Source organism: Citrobacter freundii complex sp. CFNIH4, from assembly GCF_002934505.1.
Taxonomy (GTDB): domain Bacteria; phylum Pseudomonadota; class Gammaproteobacteria; order Enterobacterales; family Enterobacteriaceae; genus Citrobacter; species Citrobacter freundii.
On the sequence record NZ_CP026231.1, the window covers coordinates 4996819 to 5017218 of the forward strand.

The 20400-nt window shown below is 51.8% G+C and carries 21 protein-coding genes; 7 read left to right on the top strand and 14 right to left on the bottom strand.

Annotation, left to right across the window (positions count from 1 at the left end):
- Positions 1-163 precede the first annotated feature (163 nt).
- Positions 164-823 (top strand): MurR/RpiR family transcriptional regulator, encoded by a 660-nt coding sequence (locus C2U41_RS25465; protein WP_003839591.1) that lies wholly within the window; start codon positions 164-166, stop codon positions 821-823.
- Between the two features lie 4 nt (positions 824-827).
- Here C2U41_RS25465 and C2U41_RS25470 read toward each other — a convergent pair whose 3' ends face one another.
- The 4 genes from C2U41_RS25470 to treR all read right to left on the bottom strand — a co-directional run bounded on the left by C2U41_RS25470 (position 828) and on the right by treR (position 5957).
- Positions 828-1571, bottom strand: coding sequence for an oligogalacturonate-specific porin KdgM family protein (locus C2U41_RS25470; RefSeq protein ID WP_003839593.1), 744 nt, complete (start codon positions 1569-1571; stop codon positions 828-830).
- 161 nt (positions 1572-1732) lie between these two features.
- Positions 1733-3385, bottom strand: a complete 1653-nt coding sequence (gene treC / locus C2U41_RS25475; protein ID WP_048216916.1) for an alpha,alpha-phosphotrehalase — start codon at positions 3383-3385, stop codon at positions 1733-1735.
- Positions 3386-3434: 49 nt separating this feature from the next.
- Positions 3435-4853, bottom strand: coding sequence for a PTS trehalose transporter subunit IIBC (gene treB, locus C2U41_RS25480; protein ID WP_049002378.1), 1419 nt, complete (start codon positions 4851-4853; stop codon positions 3435-3437).
- Positions 4854-5009: 156 nt separating this feature from the next.
- Positions 5010-5957, bottom strand: a complete 948-nt coding sequence (gene treR / locus C2U41_RS25485) for a trehalose operon repressor TreR (protein WP_003025788.1) — start codon at positions 5955-5957, stop codon at positions 5010-5012.
- A gap of 191 nt (positions 5958-6148) precedes the next feature.
- Here treR and mgtL point away from each other — a divergent pair, with 191 nt between their 5' ends.
- The 5 genes from mgtL to C2U41_RS25510 all read left to right on the top strand — a co-directional run bounded on the left by mgtL (position 6149) and on the right by C2U41_RS25510 (position 12300).
- The gene (gene mgtL / locus C2U41_RS30235) at positions 6149-6202 is read left to right on the top strand and encodes a mgtA regulatory leader peptide MgtL (RefSeq protein WP_191229402.1); all 54 of its coding nucleotides are present in this window, start codon (positions 6149-6151) and stop codon (positions 6200-6202) included.
- 144 nt (positions 6203-6346) lie between these two features.
- Complete coding sequence (mgtA, locus tag C2U41_RS25495; RefSeq protein WP_103848383.1) at positions 6347-9055, top strand: magnesium-translocating P-type ATPase; 2709 nt, start codon at positions 6347-6349, stop codon at positions 9053-9055.
- 378 nt (positions 9056-9433) lie between these two features.
- On the top strand, positions 9434-10411 hold the full coding sequence (locus tag C2U41_RS25500) for a TRAP transporter substrate-binding protein (protein WP_103848384.1): 978 nt from the start codon (positions 9434-9436) through the stop codon (positions 10409-10411).
- A 62-nt stretch (positions 10412-10473) separates the two neighbouring features.
- Positions 10474-10983, top strand: coding sequence for a TRAP transporter small permease (locus C2U41_RS25505; RefSeq protein WP_048216913.1), 510 nt, complete (start codon positions 10474-10476; stop codon positions 10981-10983).
- Between the two features lie 30 nt (positions 10984-11013).
- The gene (locus tag C2U41_RS25510) at positions 11014-12300 is read left to right on the top strand and encodes a TRAP transporter large permease (RefSeq protein ID WP_003839607.1); all 1287 of its coding nucleotides are present in this window, start codon (positions 11014-11016) and stop codon (positions 12298-12300) included.
- A gap of 91 nt (positions 12301-12391) precedes the next feature.
- On the opposite strand, the gene ridA is transcribed toward C2U41_RS25510, so the two are convergent.
- From ridA to pyrL, 5 genes are all read right to left on the bottom strand, one after another.
- On the bottom strand, positions 12392-12778 hold the full coding sequence (gene ridA / locus C2U41_RS25515; protein WP_000047544.1) for a 2-iminobutanoate/2-iminopropanoate deaminase: 387 nt from the start codon (positions 12776-12778) through the stop codon (positions 12392-12394).
- A 200-nt stretch (positions 12779-12978) separates the two neighbouring features.
- Positions 12979-13440 (bottom strand): aspartate carbamoyltransferase regulatory subunit, encoded by a 462-nt coding sequence (pyrI, locus tag C2U41_RS25520; RefSeq protein WP_003025816.1) that lies wholly within the window; start codon positions 13438-13440, stop codon positions 12979-12981.
- A 13-nt stretch (positions 13441-13453) separates the two neighbouring features.
- On the bottom strand, positions 13454-14389 hold the full coding sequence (pyrB, locus tag C2U41_RS25525) for an aspartate carbamoyltransferase (RefSeq protein ID WP_003025818.1): 936 nt from the start codon (positions 14387-14389) through the stop codon (positions 13454-13456).
- Between the two features lie 2 nt (positions 14390-14391).
- The gene (locus tag C2U41_RS30240) at positions 14392-14445 is read right to left on the bottom strand and encodes a pyrBI operon leader peptide (protein WP_129622269.1); all 54 of its coding nucleotides are present in this window, start codon (positions 14443-14445) and stop codon (positions 14392-14394) included.
- On the bottom strand, positions 14426-14527 hold the full coding sequence (gene pyrL / locus C2U41_RS25530) for a pyr operon leader peptide (RefSeq protein ID WP_003025819.1): 102 nt from the start codon (positions 14525-14527) through the stop codon (positions 14426-14428). Before pyrL ends, C2U41_RS30240 begins: the two co-directional genes overlap by 20 nt.
- Between pyrL and C2U41_RS25535 the strand changes: the two genes are divergently transcribed.
- Complete coding sequence (locus tag C2U41_RS25535; RefSeq protein ID WP_085951582.1) at positions 14507-14629, top strand: hypothetical protein; 123 nt, start codon at positions 14507-14509, stop codon at positions 14627-14629. The two genes, pyrL and C2U41_RS25535, sit on opposite strands and share 21 nt — an antisense overlap.
- On the opposite strand, the gene C2U41_RS25540 is transcribed toward C2U41_RS25535, so the two are convergent.
- The 5 genes from C2U41_RS25540 to arcA form a co-directional block, all read right to left on the bottom strand.
- Positions 14626-15105 (bottom strand): arginine repressor, encoded by a 480-nt coding sequence (locus C2U41_RS25540; protein ID WP_003839609.1) that lies wholly within the window; start codon positions 15103-15105, stop codon positions 14626-14628. The genes C2U41_RS25535 and C2U41_RS25540 overlap by 4 nt on opposite strands.
- 144 nt (positions 15106-15249) lie before the next feature.
- Positions 15250-16653 (bottom strand): YfcC family protein, encoded by a 1404-nt coding sequence (locus C2U41_RS25545; RefSeq protein ID WP_003839611.1) that lies wholly within the window; start codon positions 16651-16653, stop codon positions 15250-15252.
- Positions 16654-16708: 55 nt separating this feature from the next.
- On the bottom strand, positions 16709-17713 hold the full coding sequence (gene argF, locus C2U41_RS25550; protein ID WP_103848385.1) for an ornithine carbamoyltransferase: 1005 nt from the start codon (positions 17711-17713) through the stop codon (positions 16709-16711).
- 57 nt (positions 17714-17770) lie between these two features.
- Positions 17771-18703 (bottom strand): carbamate kinase, encoded by a 933-nt coding sequence (gene arcC / locus C2U41_RS25555; RefSeq protein WP_044699137.1) that lies wholly within the window; start codon positions 18701-18703, stop codon positions 17771-17773.
- Between the two features lie 9 nt (positions 18704-18712).
- Positions 18713-19933 carry an arginine deiminase gene (gene arcA / locus C2U41_RS25560; RefSeq protein WP_003025834.1) on the bottom strand — a complete coding sequence of 407 codons (1221 nt, stop codon included), beginning with the start codon at positions 19931-19933 and terminating at the stop codon, positions 18713-18715.
- Positions 19934-20400 lie beyond the last annotated feature (467 nt).

Sequence of the window (20400 nt, forward strand, 5' to 3'; positions counted from 1 at the left end):
TAGGACTGCGGAAATTATAAAGAGAAATAAAAGAACCATTAAACGTTTGGTGATACTAATTGCGTATGGGCATACCTGTATCCTGATAGTGTGATTCGCATTGCAGTGTCAGGTATAAGATACGAGTATGATTATTCTATCTTTAGTTAAAGAGTGCTGTTTTATGAATTCTTTTCAAGGTAGTGAAAGATTAATATTCGAATATATACAGTGCCATGCACATGAAATTTCTGATATTTCCGCTAAAGTGATTGCGACCGAGACCTTCACGACGACGACGTCGGTGAATCGGGTGTGTAAGAAAATGGGGTATCAGAGTTATACCGAACTGCGTTATAAATTTTCACGAGACAGACGTGTTGCCGAACCGGTAAAATATAGTGTTGGCAACGAAAAAACAGAACTAATTATACAATTATGTAACCTGCTGAGTAATTCAAGTCATATATTTTTATATTCACGTGGTGCATCGCTGACCAGTTTGAATTACCTTTCTCGCTTTCTTTCACTGGCGAGTTTACCCCATTTAATTCTCAATGATATTCATCAGCTTACCCGGGTCTCGCGAGGAACGCTGGTGCTGATCAGTAAATCGGGAGAAACCGCTTCTTTAGTTGAGATGGCAAGAAATGCTTTGCGAAAAGGGCTAAAAATAATTGCGATTACCAGGAGAGAATCGTCGTTAGCGGCGCTGGCTACGCTGTGTTGGCCCCTGGACATTGATATCGATGCGATTTCCTTGTACCAACGGGAAGGTCAACTGGAGTTGTTGACCGTTGTTGACCGCATCGGTTGCTATTTGTTGCAACACGATGCGGCGTAAAACATCAGAGTTGCTTAACGATACCCAGACGCACGGCGTAATCATTTTCATGATTTCCGTGGTCATTGATGTAGGTTTTATCAAGAGACACTAGCTCAACATACGGGGTCCAGCCATCGTCCAGTTTATAATTGAACGCCACGGTATGCTCCCAATACGTATCATCACCCGTTCCCTGGTCGACACCATCCTGCCAGCGGAAGCGGGGATTATAAGACATGCCAAACTTGCCGATATTATAGGCAAACCAGATATCGAACTGGTGAGATTGACGGCGAGTGTAACCGCTGCCGTCTAATTCTCTGTCACTGTGTGAGTCATTTACGGTGTTATAGCGATAACGCGCGGAGAGATTAAGTCCATTATCAAAAGACTTCCATCCCTGAATAAAGGGACGGTAATGCGTGTTGCTGGTGGTAAATACAGTAACCATCCCCGGCGCAATTGCATAACCATCGCCTAAATCAAAACGCCAGCGTGTTTCTATTTCTTGAGCGGCTTCAGTGACACCTTTATCATCGGGGTCGTTACGATCGGTATCGCCAAAAAATGTGTCATTGTGATTTTGTGCAGCCTCAACGGAAAAATAAAATCCATTATCGGCCTGGTGCATGACTTTAATACGTGAGTCATTAACGTCAGAGTTGGTGTTATGACCAAAGCGTAAATCAACAGCAGTATTTCCACACCATCCCTGGCTGCTAATCAGTAATGCTGAAAGAGAACATGTTCTAATAAGATTTTTCATAATATCCTGCCGGGTTATATAATAAGAGGCAGGGGTATTTTTGTTTTATTCTCCAGCGCTTGTAAATTTTATCATGGTACATTTCAGGTATCGCTATACGTCACTCCTGAATTGAATAATAAAAGATACGGATAAAGATGCTTATCCGTATCTTTGCGGCGTTACTTCTGCAACCACCAGACGGCCTCAAAAGGACGTAGTGTCATGTCCCCAGGTTGGCTGGCGACCTCGGCATAGTTGTGCATCAGCACCTGCCAGTTTCCATCGGCCTGGACTGGCTGCCAGTTCTGGAAGGTATCGCTCAGATTAGCAATGACCAGCAGTCGCTGCCCTTGCCACTCGCGTTGGTAACACCACAGATGTGGGCTGTCCGGTAACAGATCCTGATAGTCGCCCCAGGTAATAACTGGCTCCACTTTGCGCAATGCGATCAGTTTCTGATAGGTGTAGAACACCGAGTCGGTATCGTTCAGTGCTGCAACCACGTTGATCTCCGCCGCGTTGTCACACAGATTGATCCATGGCTCGCCCTCGGTAAAGCCCGCGTGTTGGCTGGCATCCCACTGCATCGGCGTGCGGCTGTTATCGCGGGATTTACTGGCGAGGATCGCCAGCAGTTCGTCGGCATCCCGCCCCTGACCGTTCAGTTCGGCAAACATGTTATGGCTTTCCACATCGCGATAATCGGTAATCTGGCTGAAGTGCGGATTGGTCATGCCGATCTCTTCACCCTGGTAGATATAGGGCGTGCCCTGCATGCCGTGCAGCACCATCGCCAGCATTTTGGCCGACGGAATGCGGTATTTACCTTCATCGCCAAAACGCGACACGATGCGCGGCTGATCGTGGTTACACCAGAACAGCGCGTTCCAGGCCTGATTGTGCATGCCCTGCTGCCAGTGACGGAACAGGGTTTTCAGCGCGACATAATCGGGTTTGGCTAACGTCCACTTCTCACCGTTGGGGTAATCCACTTTCAGGTGGTGAAAGTTAAAGGTCATCGACAGTTCGCAGCCATTGAGTGCGGCGTACTGCTGGCAGTTTTCCAGTGTGGTGGAAGACATCTCGCCCACCGTCATCAGGCCGCGTGGCGTGAAGACGTCGCGGTTCATCTCGCGTAAAAACGCATGCGCGCGCGGGCCATCGGTATAAAAACGCCGCCCATCGCCGTCGGGATCGTTCGGGAAGTCCTGATCTTTAGAGATAAGATTCACCACGTCGAGGCGCAATCCGTCCACGCCGCGATCGGCCCAGAACTCACAGACTTTTTTTAGCTCGGCGCGTACCGCCGGATTTTCCCAGTTCAGATCGGCCTGCTCCGGAGCAAAGAGGTGCAGATAGTACTGCTCGCTTTCGGCGTGCCAGCCCCAGGCGTTACCGCCAAATTTGGAACGCCAGTTATTCGGCGGGCTGTCTGGCGTGCCGTCGCGCCAGAGATAAAACTGACGATACGGGCTGTCTTTATCCAGCGCTTCACGAAACCAGGCGTGCTGGGTTGAGGTGTGGTTAAACACCATATCGAGAATAATACGGATGCCGCGCGCTTTCGCCTGCGCCACCAGTTCGTCAAAATCTTCCAGCGTACCGTAGGCCGGATCGACAGACAGGTAATCCGCGACGTCGTAGCCGTTATCAACCTGCGGCGAAATATAGAACGGCGTCAGCCAGATGGCATCAACGCCCAGTTTTTGCAGATAGTCGAGACGCTGCGTCACGCCGCGTAAATCGCCGGTGCCGCTGCCGGTAGTGTCCTGAAAACTCTTGGGGTAAACCTGATAGATAACGCCGTTTTGCCACCAGTGGGGAATATTCATGGTTGTTTCCTGGAAATACGCTGGGGCGCAACTGCGCCCCGAAGAAAAGTTAGATAATTTGTAATGTGCCCAGACGGTATTTACGCTGGTAAACAAATGAGGTCAGTATCATTGGGATAACAATCGCAATGACCATCGCCATGCCAAATACCTGCCAATAAGTCGGCTGGATGGAGAGGATGCCCGGCAAACCGCCGACGCCAATCCCGTTTGCCAGCACACCGTTCAGGCCGCACAGCAGTCCGGCGAGACCGGAGCCGATCATCGCGCACAGCATCGGGAAGCGGTATTTCAGGTTGATCCCGTACATTGCTGGTTCAGTTACTCCAAGATAAGCAGAGATCGCGGCAGGAACGGAGATTTCACGTTCGTTGTGCTTGCGACTGGAGATAATGATCCCGACCACCGCAGAAGCCTGAGCGATATTCGACAGTGCGATCAGTGGCCATACCGGCGTGCCGCCCATGCTCTGAATCATCTGCATGTCGATAGCCAGCGTGGTCTGATGCACACCGGTGATCACCAGTGGGGCGTACAGGAAGCCGAACAGAGCCGCGCCAATCGGAGCAAAACTGCCGGTCAGCAGATGGCGGACCGCAAACGCGACACCGTCGCCGATCATGCGGCCAAACGGACCGATAAAGGCGTGCGCAAGGAATACCGCAAGGATCAGCGAACACACCGGGACGATCACCAGATACAGGTAATCCGGCACGATGCGCTTCATGCGTGTTTCAATAAACCCGAGCGCCAGCCCGGCCAACAATGCCGGAATGACCTGCGCCTGGTAGCCCACTTTCTCAATGCTGAACAGGCCGAAGTTCCACACTTCCGGTACCTGCTGACCGAGCAAATAAGCGTTCATTAACTGCGGTGAAACCAGGGTTACGCCCAGCACAATACCGAGGATCGGCGTACCGCCCATTTTCTTCACCGCCGACCAGCAGATTCCGACCGGCAAATAGAAGAAGATCGCCTCGCCAATCAGCCACAGGAAGTCGTAAAGGGTTTTCAGCGAAGGATGCATCTGCGCCAGCGTCTGGCCATTGCTCATCGGCAGATCACCGATCACGTTACGAAAACCTAAGATCAAGCCGCCGCTAATCAGCGCGGGCAGCAGCGGGAAGAAGATCTCCGCAAAATGAGAAATCAGCTGTTCATGCCATTTCATATTCTGCCGCGCCGCTTTTTTCGCCTGCTCTTTGTCGGCGCTGGCTTGTCCGGTAGTTGCCAGCAGTGCTTTGTAGTAATCACCTACCTCGGTGCCAATCACCACCTGAAATTGCCCGGCGTTGGTGAAGCAGCCTTTGACCATCGGCAACTGTTCGATATCTTTCGGCCTGGCGTTCGCAGGCTGATTCAGCACAAAACGCAGGCGAGTAATGCAGTGACTTACCGTGGCGATATTGTCGCGCCCGCCTACCAGCTCAATCAGCCGGTCGATGTCTGCTTGTTTTATTTTGCTCATGATGACGTGTGTTCCCCGTAGGCCGGATAAGACGCGTTAGGTCGCCATCCGGCAACTCTCGCGTTGTTGGCGCCAGAGTATATCGTCGATGAATATTTAAAAATGGGAACGTTCCCGAAACGCAGCGAAGATCACAAATTAACGCTCAGAAAGCGGTCAGGAGAGGGTGGAAGGAATAACGATTTGTCGTGGTTCACTGCGGCCGTTGATCTGCTCGATCAGCTGCGAGGCCGCTTGTCGCCCGGCTTCGGCGTATCCTGGGTCGACGGTGATAATTTCCGGATGGAGGAATTTCATCAGCGGCGTGCTGCCCACGCTCGCCAACTGCAGGTTCTCAATTCGCTGCTCCTGCAGGTATTTGCTGACCCCAAGGGCGAGGGTGTCCGTCGCGCAGACTAGTGCGGTGGTTTCCGGGGTGATGACACTGGCGGCCTGCTCATAGCCCTGCTTCATGGCCAGACCCGGCAGCGCGGCAACCGGATGCAGTTTGTGTTTCTTACAGAATGCCAGATAAGCTTCATGGCGGCGCTTACCGGTGGTCACGTCGCTATGAGGAACGCCAAGAAAGCTAATATGGCGATGCTCGCGTTCATATAAACGCTGCATCAGGGTGCGAATGGCACCCTCATCGTCATAGCAGACCGAGGCAAAGCCTTTGGCATCGCGTGCCAGCAGCACCAGCGAATCCTGCCAGGTGGTGAGCATGGATTCAGTAATGCCGGTAAAACCAAACAGCACCACGCCGTCAATGTTGCGGCGTCGGAGCATGCCGAGATGTTCTTCAACCAGCTCAGGAGAGAACTGGCTTTCCATCATGATCGGGTCGTAACCCTGCTCATAAAAGGCGGGCAGCATAGTCTGCACGGCGAGATTTTCCGAAAGTGAGTCCAGACGCGTGACGATAATCGCCACTACCTTGTCGCTTTGCCCACGCATGGCGCGTGCGGAGCGAGAAGGGGAAAAACCGTGCTGATTCATCACCGCTTCAACGCGCTCGCGGGTGCGTTCACTCACGCCGCTTTCATTGTTGAGCACACGGGAAACGGTTGATTTTCCCACACCGCTTAAGCGGGCGATGTCTTTAATGGTCAGCCGATTTTGCATCCTGTTTTCCCATGTTGCGTGTGAAGTTATGCCAAATAGAGAATAACTTTACTCAAGCGCAGTGCAATGGGCAAAGTCTGGTATACATTTGGTTTAGTTTCCGTGCTGTATCATACCGCCATAATTGCCACAAACCTTATGGTTTTCTGCGTATAATCCGCAGCGCAAATCTTTCACTTACCGGAGGCTATATGGATCCCGATCCCACCCCTCTCCCGAGACGGAGAAACAACCCTTTCCGGTAAGCCTGTCTTTCACTGTCTTACCGGATGCGTAAGACAGTGACGTTCTGACGTCCCTGTTACGATTTTGAGATTGCCATCAGGCAAGGCTTTGCCACGCCTGAAGGATTTACTGCGCCTGTTAAGACTGGCGCAGGGGGACTGCCTATGTTCAAAAATATTACTCGCCAGCTATTTGCCCGGCTAAACCGCCATCTACCGCATCGTCTGGTGCATCGCGATCCGCTACCCAATGCGCAGACCGTTGCCAGCACACCGATCCCACCCTCGCTGAGCGAACATTGCCTGAAAATGGCGCTGATGGACGAAGCAGCGCTGTGGAAAACGTTCGGCGCGCACCCAGAAGGGTTGAACGCCGCAGAAGTCGAGAACGCTCGCGAAATCCATGACGAAAACCAGTTGCCGGCGCAGAAGCCGTCGCCCTGGTGGGTGCATCTGTGGGTCTGCTACCGCAACCCGTTTAATATTCTGCTGACCATCCTTGGTGCGATTTCCTATGCCACTGAGGATCTGTTCGCTGCCGGCGTCATCGCGCTGATGGTCGCCATCTCGACGCTGCTGAATTTTGTGCAGGAGGCACGTTCCACCAAAGCGGCGGATGCGTTGAAAGCGATGGTCAGCAACACCGCCACGGTGCTGCGCGTTATCAACGAGAAAGGGGAGAACGGTTGGGTTGAACTGCCGATCGATCAGTTGGTTCCTGGCGATATTATCAAACTGGCGGCAGGGGATATGATCCCGGCCGATCTGCGCGTGGTACAGGCTCGTGACCTGTTTGTGGCTCAGGCTTCGCTGACCGGTGAATCGCTGCCGGTAGAGAAAGTTGCAACCAGCCGCGACCCGCAGCAAAGCAACCCGCTGGAATGCGATACCCTGTGCTTTATGGGCACCAATGTGGTGAGTGGCACGGCGCAGGCCATCGTGATTGCGACTGGGGCCAATACCTGGTTCGGGCAACTGGCGGGCCGCGTCAGCGAGCAGGAAAGCGAGCAGAATGCCTTCCAGAAAGGGATCAGCCGCGTCAGCATGCTGCTGATCCGCTTTATGCTGGTGATGGCGCCGATTGTGCTGATCATCAACGGTTATACCAAAGGTGACTGGTGGGAAGCGGCGCTGTTTGCGCTGTCTGTGGCGGTGGGGCTGACTCCAGAAATGCTGCCGATGATCGTCACCTCGACGCTGGCGCGTGGGGCGGTGAAGCTGTCAAAACAAAAGGTTATCGTTAAACACCTCGACGCTATCCAGAACTTTGGCGCGATGGATATTCTGTGCACCGATAAAACCGGCACTCTGACACAAGATAAAATAGTGCTGGAGAATCATACTGATATATCTGGAAAGCCCAGCGAACACGTCCTGCATTCTGCGTGGCTGAACAGCCACTACCAGACCGGGCTGAAGAATCTGCTGGATACGGCAGTGCTGGAAGGCGTGGACGAAGAATCCGCCCGTCGGCTCTCTACCCGCTGGCAAAAAATCGATGAGATCCCGTTTGATTTCGAACGTCGCCGCATGTCGGTGGTGGTGGCAGAAGAAACCGATGTGCACCAGTTGGTCTGTAAAGGGGCACTACAGGAGATCCTCAGCGTGTGTACCCAGGTGCGCCACAATGGTGAGATTGTTCCGTTAGATGACAACATGCTGCGTCGGGTGAAACGCGTCACGGACACGCTGAACCGTCAGGGGCTGCGCGTGGTGGCGGTGGCGACGAAATACCTGCCAGCGCGTGAAGGTGATTACCAGCGTATTGATGAATCCGATCTGATCCTCGAAGGCTATATCGCGTTCCTCGATCCGCCGAAAGAGACCACCGCACCGGCGCTTAAAGCGCTGAAAGCCAGCGGTATTACGGTGAAAATTCTGACGGGCGATAGCGAGCTGGTGGCGGCAAAAGTGTGCCATGAAGTGGGGCTGGATGCGGGCGATGTGGTTATCGGTAGTAGCATAGAGGGGTTAAGTGACGACGAGCTGGCAACGCTTGCCCAGCGCACCACGCTGTTTGCTCGCCTGACGCCAATGCACAAGGAGCGTATTGTCACACTGCTCAAGCGCGAAGGTCATGTGGTCGGCTTTATGGGGGATGGCATTAACGACGCTCCGGCGCTGCGCGCGGCGGACATTGGTATCTCCGTTGACGGCGCGGTTGATATTGCACGTGAAGCGGCTGATATCATCCTGCTGGAAAAGAGCCTGATGGTGCTGGAAGAAGGGGTAATCGAAGGACGCCGTACTTTTTCTAACATGCTGAAGTACATCAAAATGACGGCCAGTTCTAACTTCGGTAATGTGTTTAGCGTGCTGGTGGCGAGCGCCTTCTTACCGTTCCTGCCGATGTTGCCGTTGCACTTACTGATTCAGAACCTGCTGTACGATGTATCCCAGGTGGCGATTCCGTTTGATAACGTTGATGAAGAGCAGATCAAAAAGCCGCAGCGCTGGAATCCCGCCGAGTTGGGCCGCTTTATGATCTTCTTTGGACCGATCAGCTCTATCTTTGACATTCTGACTTTCTGCCTGATGTGGTTCGTCTTCCATGCCAATACGCCTGAACATCAGACATTGTTCCAGTCTGGCTGGTTCGTGGTGGGCCTGCTGTCGCAAACGCTGATTGTGCATATGATCCGTACCCGTCGCGTGCCGTTCATCCAAAGCCGCGCCGCATGGCCGCTGATGCTGATGACGCTGGTGGTAATGGTGGTGGGCATTGCATTACCGTTCTCGCCGCTGGCCAGCTATCTGCAATTGCAGGCGCTGCCGCTGAGCTACTTCCCGTGGCTGATTGCGATTCTGGCGGGTTACATGACATTAACCCAGCTTGTGAAAGGTTTTTATAGCCGCCGCTACGGCTGGCAGTAATCCTCAACTTCTCTTCTGCAGGATGGTGTTAATACCATCCTGCATTTCTCTTTTTCATTCGAAAGATATTCTCCCGAAATATTGGTGTTTTATTTTTATTGAAATGCTAACGCGGGTTGTTAGTATCAAATCGCCTTCCTTGCGTTGTTTTTTTATCAATAAAACGATCTGTATTGCAAAAATGAAACAGTGTGCTAAAAATTTTAAGCATCTGCTATTTTTTGTGAACGTAGTCATCGAAATAAATTGTTACACCAGTTAGTCTGCGCAGGTAACGTCGTTAAGAAAGTTTCTCGCTGCCCGTTTTTAATTCCGGCAGTCATTTGCTCTGCAAGCTATTCCTGTTAATGGATATTATGAACTTCTGGAGAAGGACAAATGAAACTGACAAAAAACCTGTTAAGTCTGTGTATTGGCGCGTCTGTATTACTGGCGAGTCATGCAACGCTGGCACAAACCTTTCGCGCCGCAGATGTGCATCCGGCTGATTACCCGAACGTTGTTGCCGTGAAACATATGGGGGAAAAACTTAGCGCCGCCACCGAAGGTCGTCTGGAGATTAAAACCTTTCCCGGTGGCGTGTTAGGCGACGAAAAACAGATGATTGAGCAGGCACAATTAGGCGCTATCGATATTATTCGTGTCTCAATGACACCAGTCGCCGCTATTCTCCCTGAAATTAACGTGTTTACACTGCCATATATTTTCCGTGATGAAGACCATCTGCATAAGGTTCTCGACGGCATGATTGGTCAGGAGATTGGCGACCGCCTGACGGCCAACACCAAATCGCGGCTGGTGTTCCTCGGCTGGATGGATGCCGGAACGCGCAACCTGATCACCAAAAATCCGGTGGTGAAACCGGAAGATTTACACGGTATGAAAATCCGTGTTCAAGGGAGTCCGATAGCGCTGGATACCCTGAAGGCGATGGGCGCTAATTCTGTTGTCATGGGCGTCAGTGAAGTATTTAGCGGTATGCAGACCGGTGTTATTAATGGCACGGAAAATAACCCGCCAACGTTTGTTGCGCATAACTATTTGCCGGTCGTGAAAAACTATACCTGGAGCAAACACTTTATTATTCCTGAGCTTTTTCTGTTCTCGAAAGCCAAATGGGATAAGTTGAAAAAAGAAGACCAGGACCTCATTATTAAACTCGCCAAAGAAGCACAGGTAGAGCAACGAAAACTTTGGCAGGATTATAATGCAAAATCGCTGGAGACCATGAAAGCCAACGGCGTTCAGTTCCACGATATTGATACGGACTATTTCTATAAAGCCACGCAGTCAGTGCGGGATAATTATGGTAAAGACCACCAGGATTTGATCAAACGAATTCAGGATGTGAAGTAATTCATCAGGTGGAGGATATCAACCCTCCGCCTGAATCTTTTGATTAATTCGAGGTGATGATTATGGGTGAATGCTATTCATCGGTAATGGATTTTCTTTATCGGGTGTCAATGTGGATTGCCGGTATCGCATTATTAGTCATGGTCGCCATTATCCCCATTGGTATATTCGCGCGTTATGTTCTGAATAACGCCCTGTCATGGCCTGAACCCGTCGCTATTCTGTGTATGGTGACATTCACCTTTATTGGCGCGGCGGTGAGCTATCGTGCAGGCTCGCATATCGCGGTAAGTATGGTGATTGACCGTCTGGGTGATGCTTCCCGCCGTTATTGCTCTGTAATCGCTGACGTTATGTTAGTGGCGATAAGCCTTTTTATCCTCTGGTACGGAACCAATCTCTGTCTTGAGCTGTGGGAACAGCCCGTGGCCGAATTCCCACTTTTAAGTGCCGGGCAAAACTACCTTCCATTGCCGATTGGCTCTGCCATAACGCTGCTGTTTATCGCAGAAAAGATTTTCCGTGGTCCGCAGTACCAACGTCCCGTTGTCATGCTGGGATCGACCAGCTAGTTACCGCCCCCATTTCAGAAAGGAAAGCAGATGGATGCATTTATTCTCGTCTTTACGCTCGGCATTATGCTGGCAATTGGGGTACCGGTAGCGTATGCGGTTGGCATTAGCGCCATCATTGGCGCCTGGTACATTGATATTCCGCTGGAAGCGGTGATGATCCAACTGACCAGCGGGGTGAATAAGTTCTCCCTGCTGGCGATCCCGTTCTTTATTCTGGCCGGGGCTATTATGGCCGAAGGGGGAATTGCGCGGCGACTGGTGAACTTTGCCTATATTTTTGTTGGCTTTATTCGCGGCGGACTGTCGCTGGTAAACATTGTGGCATCAACCTTTTTTGGCGCTATTTCTGGATCGTCTGTAGCGGATACCGCATCCATTGGTTCGGTAATGATCCCGGAAATGGATAAAAAAGGTTATCCGCGCGACTTTGCCGCGGCGGTAACGGCCAGTGGTTCGGTGCAGGCGATTCTTACGCCGCCCAGCCATAACTCGGTTATTTACTCGCTGGCTACAGGCGGAACGGTGTCGATTGCCGCACTGTTCATCGCCGGGATCCTGCCGGGCCTGCTGTTAAGTTTCAGTCTGATGGTAATGTGCGTGGCTTTTGCGCACAAGCGCGGTTATCCAAAAGGGGAACGCGTACCGTTTCGCCAGGCGCTGAAGATTTTCGTCGATACGCTGTGGGGCCTGATGACGGTTGTGATCATCATGGGCGGCATCCTGTCAGGTATCTTTACCGCGACGGAATCTGCGGCGATTGCCTGCCTTTGGGCCTTCTTTGTCACCATGTTTATCTATCGTGACTATAAATGGTCTGAGCTGCCAAAGCTGATGTTCCGCACGGTGAAAACGGTCACGATCGTCATGATCCTGATAGGCTTTGCCGCTGCGTTCGGCGCCGTTATGACCTATATGCAGTTGCCGATGCGTATCACTGAAGCCTTCACCAGCATCTCGGACAACAAATACGTCATTCTGATGTGCATTAACATCATGCTGCTGCTGATCGGTACGCTGATGGATATGGCGCCGCTGATCCTGATTTTGACGCCGGTTCTGCTGCCAGTGACCAACGCGCTCGGCATTGATCCGGTCCATTTTGGCATGATCATGCTGGTGAACTTAGGGATCGGCCTTATTACGCCACCGGTAGGGTCGGTGCTGTTTGTGGCCAGTGCGGTGAGTAAGCAGAAAATAGAGCAGGTGGTAAAGGCGATGCTGCCGTTCTACCTCGTGCTATTTCTGGTGCTGATGCTCGTGACATACATTCCGGCGATTTCACTGTTCCTGCCGAAATTGTTTGGCGTGATGTGATAAATGCCCGGTGGCGCTCACGCTTACCGGGCCTACAAACTACGCTTGCGTAGGCCGGATAAGGCGAAGCCGCCATCCGGCACAAGGAGACTTAGCGACGAACGGCGATCGCTTCAATCTCGATTTTCACGTCTTTCGGCAGACGGGCAACTTCTACGCAAGAACGCGCCGGGAAGGTCGCGTTGTGCTCGGTGAAGAATGCTTCGTAGGTCGCGTTTACGGTGGCGAAATCGTTCAGGTCTTTAACGAAAACGGTCGTTTTTACGATGTCGCCCACTTTCAGGCCTGCTGCTTCAACGATAGCTTTTACGTTTTCCAGCGACTGACGTGCCTGAGCGGATACGTCTTCCGCTACGGCACCGGTTTTCGGATCGACCGGGATCTGACCGGAAGTGATTACCATGCTACCCAGGTCAACGCCCTGAACGTATGGGCCGATTGCTGCTGGTGCATTTTCCGTCGCGATAGTCTTGCTCATGATTTCTCCTGAATTTACAGCGGTAGTAGAATGTTCCCGCCCATTATACACGTCATCCTTCACACTGCCTCTTCGTTGGCTACGTCCTCTTACCCTGGTCACATAGTTTACTATGCTCCCAGTGATAATCGGACTTGCCGCCTCGATGCATTGCGAATGCTTATGTGTAACGGGAGCCGGGATCTCATAACCAACCCCAATTAGTTGGCCAGCACCACATAATGCGAAAACTCTTTTTCACAGTATTTGCATTTGAGTGCGATGTCATCGGCACGTTTTTTCACTGCAAAACTGGAAGAAACCGGCTCAGCATGACTGATGCAGTTGCTGTTCGGGCAAACCAGCACGTTATCGATACGCTCAGGCAGGCTCGGACGTGATTTACCCACCACGTCGTAATCGTCAATGCGGTTTACCGTTGCCTGCGGGGCGTACAGGGAGAGCTGGTTAACCTGCTCGTCGGTCAGGAACGTATTTTCGATTTTAATCAGATCCTTACGGCCCATCTCGCCAGACGGCAGGTTCAGACCGATGGTGATACGTTGGTCAGTTTCCGTCAGTTTGAACAGCGTCAGCAGCTTAAAACCAACCTGTGCGGGAATGTGGTCAATCACGGTGCCACGTTTGATGGCTTCAACCTGCAGTTTGTTATCGTGTGTCATCTCTTTTTCTCCCTTACAGTGCCAGTTCGCTATTCAGTACCAATGCCAGTAACGCCTGGCGGGCGAAGATGCCGTTGCCAGCCTGCTGGAAATACCAGGCGTGCGGCGTCTTATCGACGTCGGTGGTGATTTCATCGATGCGCGGCAGCGGATGCAGCACCTTCATGTTCGCTCTGGCACCGTTCAAATCGCTGGCGCGCAGGACAAACTGTGCTTTCACGTTGGCGTATTCGGACGGGTCCAGACGCTCTTTTTGTACGCGGGTCATGTAGAGGATATCGACCTCCGCCATCACTTCTTCGATGGTGCCGTGCAGGCTCCAGGCGATACCTTTTTCGTTCAACATATCCAGAATGTATTGCGGCATGGCCAGTGCGTCCGGGGCGATGAAGTAGAAACGGTTACCTTCGAACTTCGCCAGCGCCTGGGTCAGGGAGTGGACGGTACGGCCATATTTCAGGTCACCCACCATGGCGATGTGGAGATTGTCCAGGCGACCCTGAGTTTCCTGAATGGTAAACAGGTCCAGCAGCGTTTGGGTGGGATGTTGGTTGGAGCCGTCGCCTGCGTTCAGTACCGGAACGTTACCGGAGAACTCCGTAGCCAGACGCGCGGCGCCTTCCTGCGGATGACGCATGACGATGGCGTCGACATAGGTGCTGATGACGGAAATGGTATCGGCCAGGGTTTCGCCTTTTTTGCCCAGCGACGTGTTGCTGCTGTCAGAAAAACCCACCACGCTGGCGCCCAGGCGGTGCATGGAGGTTTCAAAGGATAAACGGGTGCGGGTTGACGCTTCAAAGAAGCAACTGGCGATAACCTTATGCTTTAACAGCTCCGGCTGTGGGTTAGCTTTTAATTTCGCCGCCGTCGCGAGGACCAGATTGAGGTCATCGCGGCTGAGGTCGTTTATGGAAATGATGTGTTTTTGATAGAGCGGGTTAGCCATGTTTATCTCCTGACGCCTGGGCAAAAAAAAAGCCCCTCAATTGAGGGGCTCTGAATGGGTGATCAACGGAAAGAAAAACGGCAGGCCAGCGTCCTTTTTCAGACGCGGTAAGACAAAATGTCGTACACACTGAACCATACATCCTCCCGGCAAATTGTCCGCGATTATACTCAGCTCCGTTATGGGATCAAGCGGAAAATGCACAATTTATTCACCGCAAACGGTTCTTATGAATTTTAATTCATTTTAAATAGATAGTTAATCTGCTTGTGCACCAGCCCCGTTCGCTGCACAACTCGCGGCGCAACCCAGACAATACTGCTGCCAGCGATGACACCCAGAATCTCTGGTAACGCGTGGTAATCGAGGATTCTGGCAACGGCACGGCCATAACCTGCCGCCGTGTGGATGAGGATAAATTCGCTATTGTGCTCAACGCTGACCACCATTTCAGCAATCGATCGGGCAGCATCAGGAGCGGGGCGCGACTGCGGATTTACAGAATAAATTTTTTGCCCTTTTGTATTTCTTATTTTTATAGCCCCGAGCAGTTTCAGCAGACGGGATACCGTTGACTGGCTAATTCCGGTAAAACCATGGTGTTGGAGATCGCGGCGAAGCGCTTCCTGAGAAAGGTAGCTTTTTTCGCTAATCAGGCGCTGACAAATCGCCAATTGTTTCTGCTCTTTGGTCGAGTAATCATCGAATTCCTTCATAAATACACCCTAAGTTTATCATTTGTATCAATGTGATGGCGAAATTCACCACATTTGCAGTATCAATAACGGCTCAAACGGGCGGTTGCGCAGAAAAACGAGAATGCGCTCAAAAAAGCCGTCGGGATCCGACGGCTAAAAGGGCTACAACATCGCGCCGATACTCAGGACGGCCATGTTCAGTAACGTCAAAATGAGCAGGAGCGGGGCGACCCATTTCAGGTAGCGCACGTAAGGAACACGGGCGATGGCTAACCCACCCATCACGACGGCTGAGGTGGGGGTAATCAGATTCACAATGCCGGAAGCGGATTGATACGCGGTGACGACCAGATCCCTCTGTACATGCGCGAAGTCGGCCAGCGGGGCCATAATGGGCATCGTGAGCACCGCCAGGCCAGACGAGGAAGGGACCAGGAAGGAGAGCAATACTTCCAGCCAGTAGGTTACATTGATGAAAATGGTGGTGGACAGACCGGAGACTAAATTTTCGGCGCTGTGCAAAATAGTGTGGGTGATCATGCCGTTGTCCATCACCACGACGATACCGCGTGCAATGCCGATAATCAGCGCCACGCCAAGCAGATCCCGCGCACCGTCAATGAAGGTACTGGTGAAGGCTTCTTCACTCATGCGGGCAATCACGCCGACGATAATGGCAGAACCCAGAAAGACTGCGGATATTTCTGCCATCCACCATCCGAGTACCGCGACGCCATAAATCATTACCGCAAAGGCGGCGGCGAATATCAGCAGGATCCACTTACGCGTGGCTGTGAATTCAAGATTGGTATTGCCGCGATTGCCGAGAAAATGCGCACGGTTTTCCTCCATTTTATCCGCCACAATCGACAACTCCGGGTGATTGCGGACTTTGCGCGCATAACGCATGACCCACACCACACAGATAACATAGCCGACGACCAGCAGCAGAATGCGCATCAGCATTCCCTGGGTGAAGGGGATCCCGGCGGCGTTAGCCGCGATAACCGTTGCGAAAGGGTTGATTGTCGAGCCGAGTGTGCCAATGCCCGCGCCGAGCAGAACGGTGGCGGCGGCAACCAACGGATCAAAGCGTGCGGCCATCATGACCGGAACCAGCAATGTGTAAAAAGGGAGTGATTCCTCCGCCATCCCGTAAATCGTACCTCCGGCGGCGAAAAGTCCCATCAGAATGGGGATCATCCACTCCTCTTTACCGTTCAACCTGACCGTCACGCGCTCGATACCTGCGTCGATGGCGCCTGTTTTGTTTACTACGCCGAGAAACCCACCAATAATCAGGACAAACAACGCCACATCAATTGCGCCTGCGGTATAGGTTTCGTGGTTGTAAAGACCGTCAATCGGGGCCAGCAGTACAGCGGTAAAACCTTGCGGGTGCGCCTCTGTGGGGGCATAAGTACCGGCAACTGGCACTTCTTTGCCCAGAGTAGCATTCATCGCCATCTGGTATTTCCCTGCCGGGACTATCCAGGTCATAACCGCGACGAGTGCAATGAGAATAAACAGGATGGTATATGCGCTGGGAAATTTGAATTTGCCCATGATGTTCTCCGGATAGCTTGGGCATATGCCGTCAGGCGACATACGCCCGCTGGGGTTAGTCGCCGAGGGTCGCTACCATTACCGCTTTAATGGTATGCATCCGGTTCTCTGCTTCGTCGAAGACGATGGAATGAGCTGACTCAAAAACCTCTTCCGTGACTTCAAGCCCTTTCAGGCCGTAGGCCATTTCGATTTCACGTCCAACCTTTGTGTGCTCGTTATGGAAGGCGGGCAGACAGTGCATAAATTTCACATTGGGGTTACCGGTTGCGTTGATGACCCGCTGGTTAATTTGATAGGGCGTCATCAGGCTAACGCGTTCTGCCCAGGCTTCTTTGGGTTCGCCCATAGAGACCCAGACATCGGTGTAGAGGAAATCGACGTCGTATACGCCTTCCTCAACATCCTCTGTGAGCGTAATGCGTGCGCCAGTCACGCTGGCAATTTCACGGCATTCGGCAACCAGCGCCTCGTCAGGCCAGAAGGATTTAGGTGCGACCAGACGGATATCCATCCCCATTTTCGCTGCGCCAACCATCAGCGAATTACCCATGATATTGCGGGCGTCACCGAGATAAGCGAAACTCAGTTCCGGCAAGGTTTTACCCGGGGCGTGTTCCAGCATGGTCATCAGATCCGCGAGGATTTGGGTGGGGTGAAATTCATTTGTCAGTCCATTCCAAACAGGAACACCGGCAAATTGCCCCAGTTCCTCCACAATGTCCTGGCCGTATCCGCGATATTCAATGCCGTCGTACATGCGGCCTAGCACGCGGGCAGTATCTTTCATTGATTCTTTATGGCCGATCTGCGATCCACTTGGGCCGAGATAGGTCACCTGTGCGCCTTGATCGAAAGCGCCGACTTCAAAGGCACAGCGGGTACGGGTTGAGGTTTTTTCGAAGATCAGCGCGATATTTTTACCGACCAGCGTCTGTCTTTCGCGCCCGGCCTTTTTTGCCGTTTTTAACTCGATAGCCAGATCGATCAGGTACTGGATTTCCGTCGGGGTGTAGTCCAGCAGTTTGAGAAAATTGCGATTTTTCAGGTTAACAGTCATGAAAATGTCCTTATGTAGGCCGGATAAGGCGAAGCCGTCATCCGGCAAAAAAAAGTCCTACGCGTTAGCGTCGGTGGTTTCGAGACGAATTAGCGTGCCTTTGTCGCCGGCGAGAATGGCCGAGCCGTCGGCCAGTGAACCGATGCCAGCAATCCCACGACAGTGAGAGACGAATTCCGCGCAGGCGGTGACTTTGGGGCCCATTGAACCGGCGTCGAATTGCATTTCACCGAGCAGTTCCGGGGTGACCTGGGACAGTGGGCGCTGGGTAGGTTTGCCCCAGTCGAGGTACACGGCATCAGCATCGGTGAGGATCAACAACGCATCGGCATGGAGTTGGCGGGCGAGCAGGGCGGCGGAGAGATCCTTGTCGATCACTGCTTCAATGCCGTGGAAGCCATCGGCTTTTTCCACCACCGGTACGCCGCCACCGCCGTTGCAAATCACCAGATGATCGCGGGCGATCAATGTGCGAATAGCATCACTTTCAACGATACGTTTGGGTTGTGGAGAGGGCACAACGCGACGGAACGCTTTACCATCGGCTTTGAAAATCCAGCCTTTTTCCGCGTGTAGCGTTTTAGCCTGAGCGTCGTCGTAAATCGGTCCGATATATTTGGTCGGATTACTGAAGGCTGGATCGTGGGCATCGACTTCAACCTGAGTCAGCAGGACGCTGATTTCACGTTGCGGCAGCTGGTTTTTCAGAGCTTGTTGCAGCATATAGCCAATCATTCCCTGACTTTCTGCACCGAGAATGTCGAGCGGATAAGGGGTGACGCGGTCATAAGCGCTGTTCTGTAACGCCAAAAGTCCAACCTGTGGGCCATTGCCGTGCACCAGAATCACGCGCCATTGCTGTGTGAGCTGAGCGATAGTCTTTGCCGCCAGCTCAATGTTCTTGCGCTGGATGTCAGCTTCCAGCGGCTCGCCGCGTTTGAGCAGCGCATTGCCGCCCAACGCCACAACCAGAGTAGGTTTGTTTTCCATGACTTTTCCTTAAATACCGTCGCGTTCCAGTGGGCAGCTCATGCAGCGTGCGCCGCCGCGTCCACGTCCAAGTTCGTCGCCAGGAATGGGTAAAACGGTGATGCCCGCTTTGTCGTATTTCTCGTTGGTCCAGATGTTGCGCTCATAGCCCACGACCACACCGGGGCGTAGCGTCAGGACGTTGTTGGCGTCATTCCACTGTTCGCGTTCAGCTTCGAAGGCGTCGCCCCCGGTGGTTATCAGCGTGATTTGGTCGAGGCCCAGCGCTTTTTCGAGGGCATGTACCAGAGTACTTTCCTGGGTGCGTTTCAAGCCGCCGCGCCCGTCTGGCGTCAGGGTCCAGCACTGGACATCCGGGCGTACCACTTCTGGGTAGACGGAGAAGGTATCGATATCAATGTGGGTCATGACGGTATCGAGGTGCATACAGGAGCGATGTTTCGGCAGTTCAACCGCGATGACGCGTTCAGCCTGGCGATGCTTAAACAGCGACTGGGCAAGGAATTCAATGCCCTGCGGCGTGGTGCGTTCCGACATACCGATGAGTACCGCGCCGCGACCAATGACCAGCACATCTCCACCTTCTAATGTGGCGTGGTCGTAATTAATATTTTCATCGCCGAAATATTTAATAAATTCACCATCAGCAAATTGAGGGTGCCAACGGTAGATCGCCCGCAGGTTATTGGTTTCTCTTTGCCGCGCGGTTTTTGCCATTGGGTTAATTGACACACCGTTATATATCCAGCATGAGGTGTCGCGGGTAAATAAGTGGTTTGGTAATGGCTTCATAATAAAGTCATTAATATCGTGAGTATCGACCACCATATTTTTGATTGAGGCAGGAATTTCTCCATAGGTTAGCCCACCGCTTAAATGCCGGGCCAGTTCCCGGTGCTGCATATCTGCAAGCCAGGCGCGAATATCCGTGGCGAAAGCGGGGCCAAGGCGATAATCAGAGATTTGTGTCTCCAGCAACCAGTCTTTGGCATCTTGGACATCTAAGGTTTGTGTCAATAAATCAGTGAGTAACAGAACCTCAATCCCTTGCTGACGTAACGTGTTGGCGAAAATGTCATGCTCTTCTCCTGCACGTTCTACCGAAAGAACATCATCAAAAAGCAGTTCCTGGCAATTTGATGGCGTCAGCCTTTTTAAGCTGAGATTAGGGCGATGTAGCATTACGCTACGTAATTGACCGATTTCAGACCCGACATAATGCTTTTCCATCATTATTCCTTTAATACTATTTTAAAAAATAAAGAGGATGTGCCTGCAAATAATATTTATTGCAGCCATGACTTTTCAGCTGATTTCGGAATCTATATTTAGATCTTATTTGATGAGGAAACGTGATTTATTTCACAGTCATGTCGACATTTGACTTTTGATGTTTAATTTATGATATGGCTCGGAGAATTAATAAAATAAAAATATGAATAATTGAATTACTACGCGGGAATATGTCTTGTTATTTATCGGTGTTAATTTTATGTACACTTTTAGTGTGCTGCAATATAATTAATGCATTGATTTATTTGTGCTTTTTTCTGCGTGGTGAATTATTATGCGAATATATGATTTTATTATTTGCGCGGTAAAGTTTATTTCAAAATAAATATGACGATGAAGGAGGATAGCGAAGGAGAGGTGAACTGTGATCTATAGCTGGTTTTTCTAATAAAACTTTTAATAAC

What these genes read in the sequence shown, in the direction of transcription:
- C2U41_RS25545 (WP_003839611.1), bottom strand. Translation starts at nt 16,653, where the DNA reads ATGGGCAAATTCAAATTTCCCAGCGCATATACCATCCTGTTTATTCTC.
- C2U41_RS25535 (WP_085951582.1), top strand. Translation starts at nt 14,507, where the DNA reads ATGTCGTACACACTGAACCATACATCCTCCCGGCAAATTGTCCGCGAT.
- pyrB (WP_003025818.1), bottom strand. Translation starts at nt 14,389, where the DNA reads ATGGCTAACCCGCTCTATCAAAAACACATCATTTCCATAAACGACCTC.
- C2U41_RS25500 (WP_103848384.1), top strand. Translation starts at nt 9,434, where the DNA reads ATGAAACTGACAAAAAACCTGTTAAGTCTGTGTATTGGCGCGTCTGTA.
- treC (WP_048216916.1), bottom strand. Translation starts at nt 3,385, where the DNA reads ATGAATATTCCCCACTGGTGGCAAAACGGCGTTATCTATCAGGTTTAC.
- treR (WP_003025788.1), bottom strand. Translation starts at nt 5,957, where the DNA reads ATGCAAAATCGGCTGACCATTAAAGACATCGCCCGCTTAAGCGGTGTG.
- ridA (WP_000047544.1), bottom strand. Translation starts at nt 12,778, where the DNA reads ATGAGCAAGACTATCGCGACGGAAAATGCACCAGCAGCAATCGGCCCA.
- C2U41_RS25465 (WP_003839591.1), top strand. Translation starts at nt 164, where the DNA reads ATGAATTCTTTTCAAGGTAGTGAAAGATTAATATTCGAATATATACAG.
- C2U41_RS25470 (WP_003839593.1), bottom strand. Translation starts at nt 1,571, where the DNA reads ATGAAAAATCTTATTAGAACATGTTCTCTTTCAGCATTACTGATTAGC.
- mgtA (WP_103848383.1), top strand. Translation starts at nt 6,347, where the DNA reads ATGTTCAAAAATATTACTCGCCAGCTATTTGCCCGGCTAAACCGCCAT.
- arcA (WP_003025834.1), bottom strand. Translation starts at nt 19,933, where the DNA reads ATGGAAAAGCATTATGTCGGGTCTGAAATCGGTCAATTACGTAGCGTA.
- pyrI (WP_003025816.1), bottom strand. Translation starts at nt 13,440, where the DNA reads ATGACACACGATAACAAACTGCAGGTTGAAGCCATCAAACGTGGCACC.
- C2U41_RS25505 (WP_048216913.1), top strand. Translation starts at nt 10,474, where the DNA reads ATGGGTGAATGCTATTCATCGGTAATGGATTTTCTTTATCGGGTGTCA.
- treB (WP_049002378.1), bottom strand. Translation starts at nt 4,853, where the DNA reads ATGAGCAAAATAAAACAAGCAGACATCGACCGGCTGATTGAGCTGGTA.
- C2U41_RS25540 (WP_003839609.1), bottom strand. Translation starts at nt 15,105, where the DNA reads ATGAAGGAATTCGATGATTACTCGACCAAAGAGCAGAAACAATTGGCG.
- arcC (WP_044699137.1), bottom strand. Translation starts at nt 18,703, where the DNA reads ATGGAAAACAAACCTACTCTGGTTGTGGCGTTGGGCGGCAATGCGCTG.
- C2U41_RS25510 (WP_003839607.1), top strand. Translation starts at nt 11,014, where the DNA reads ATGGATGCATTTATTCTCGTCTTTACGCTCGGCATTATGCTGGCAATT.
- argF (WP_103848385.1), bottom strand. Translation starts at nt 17,713, where the DNA reads ATGACTGTTAACCTGAAAAATCGCAATTTTCTCAAACTGCTGGACTAC.
- pyrL (WP_003025819.1), bottom strand. Translation starts at nt 14,527, where the DNA reads ATGGTTCAGTGTGTACGACATTTTGTCTTACCGCGTCTGAAAAAGGAC.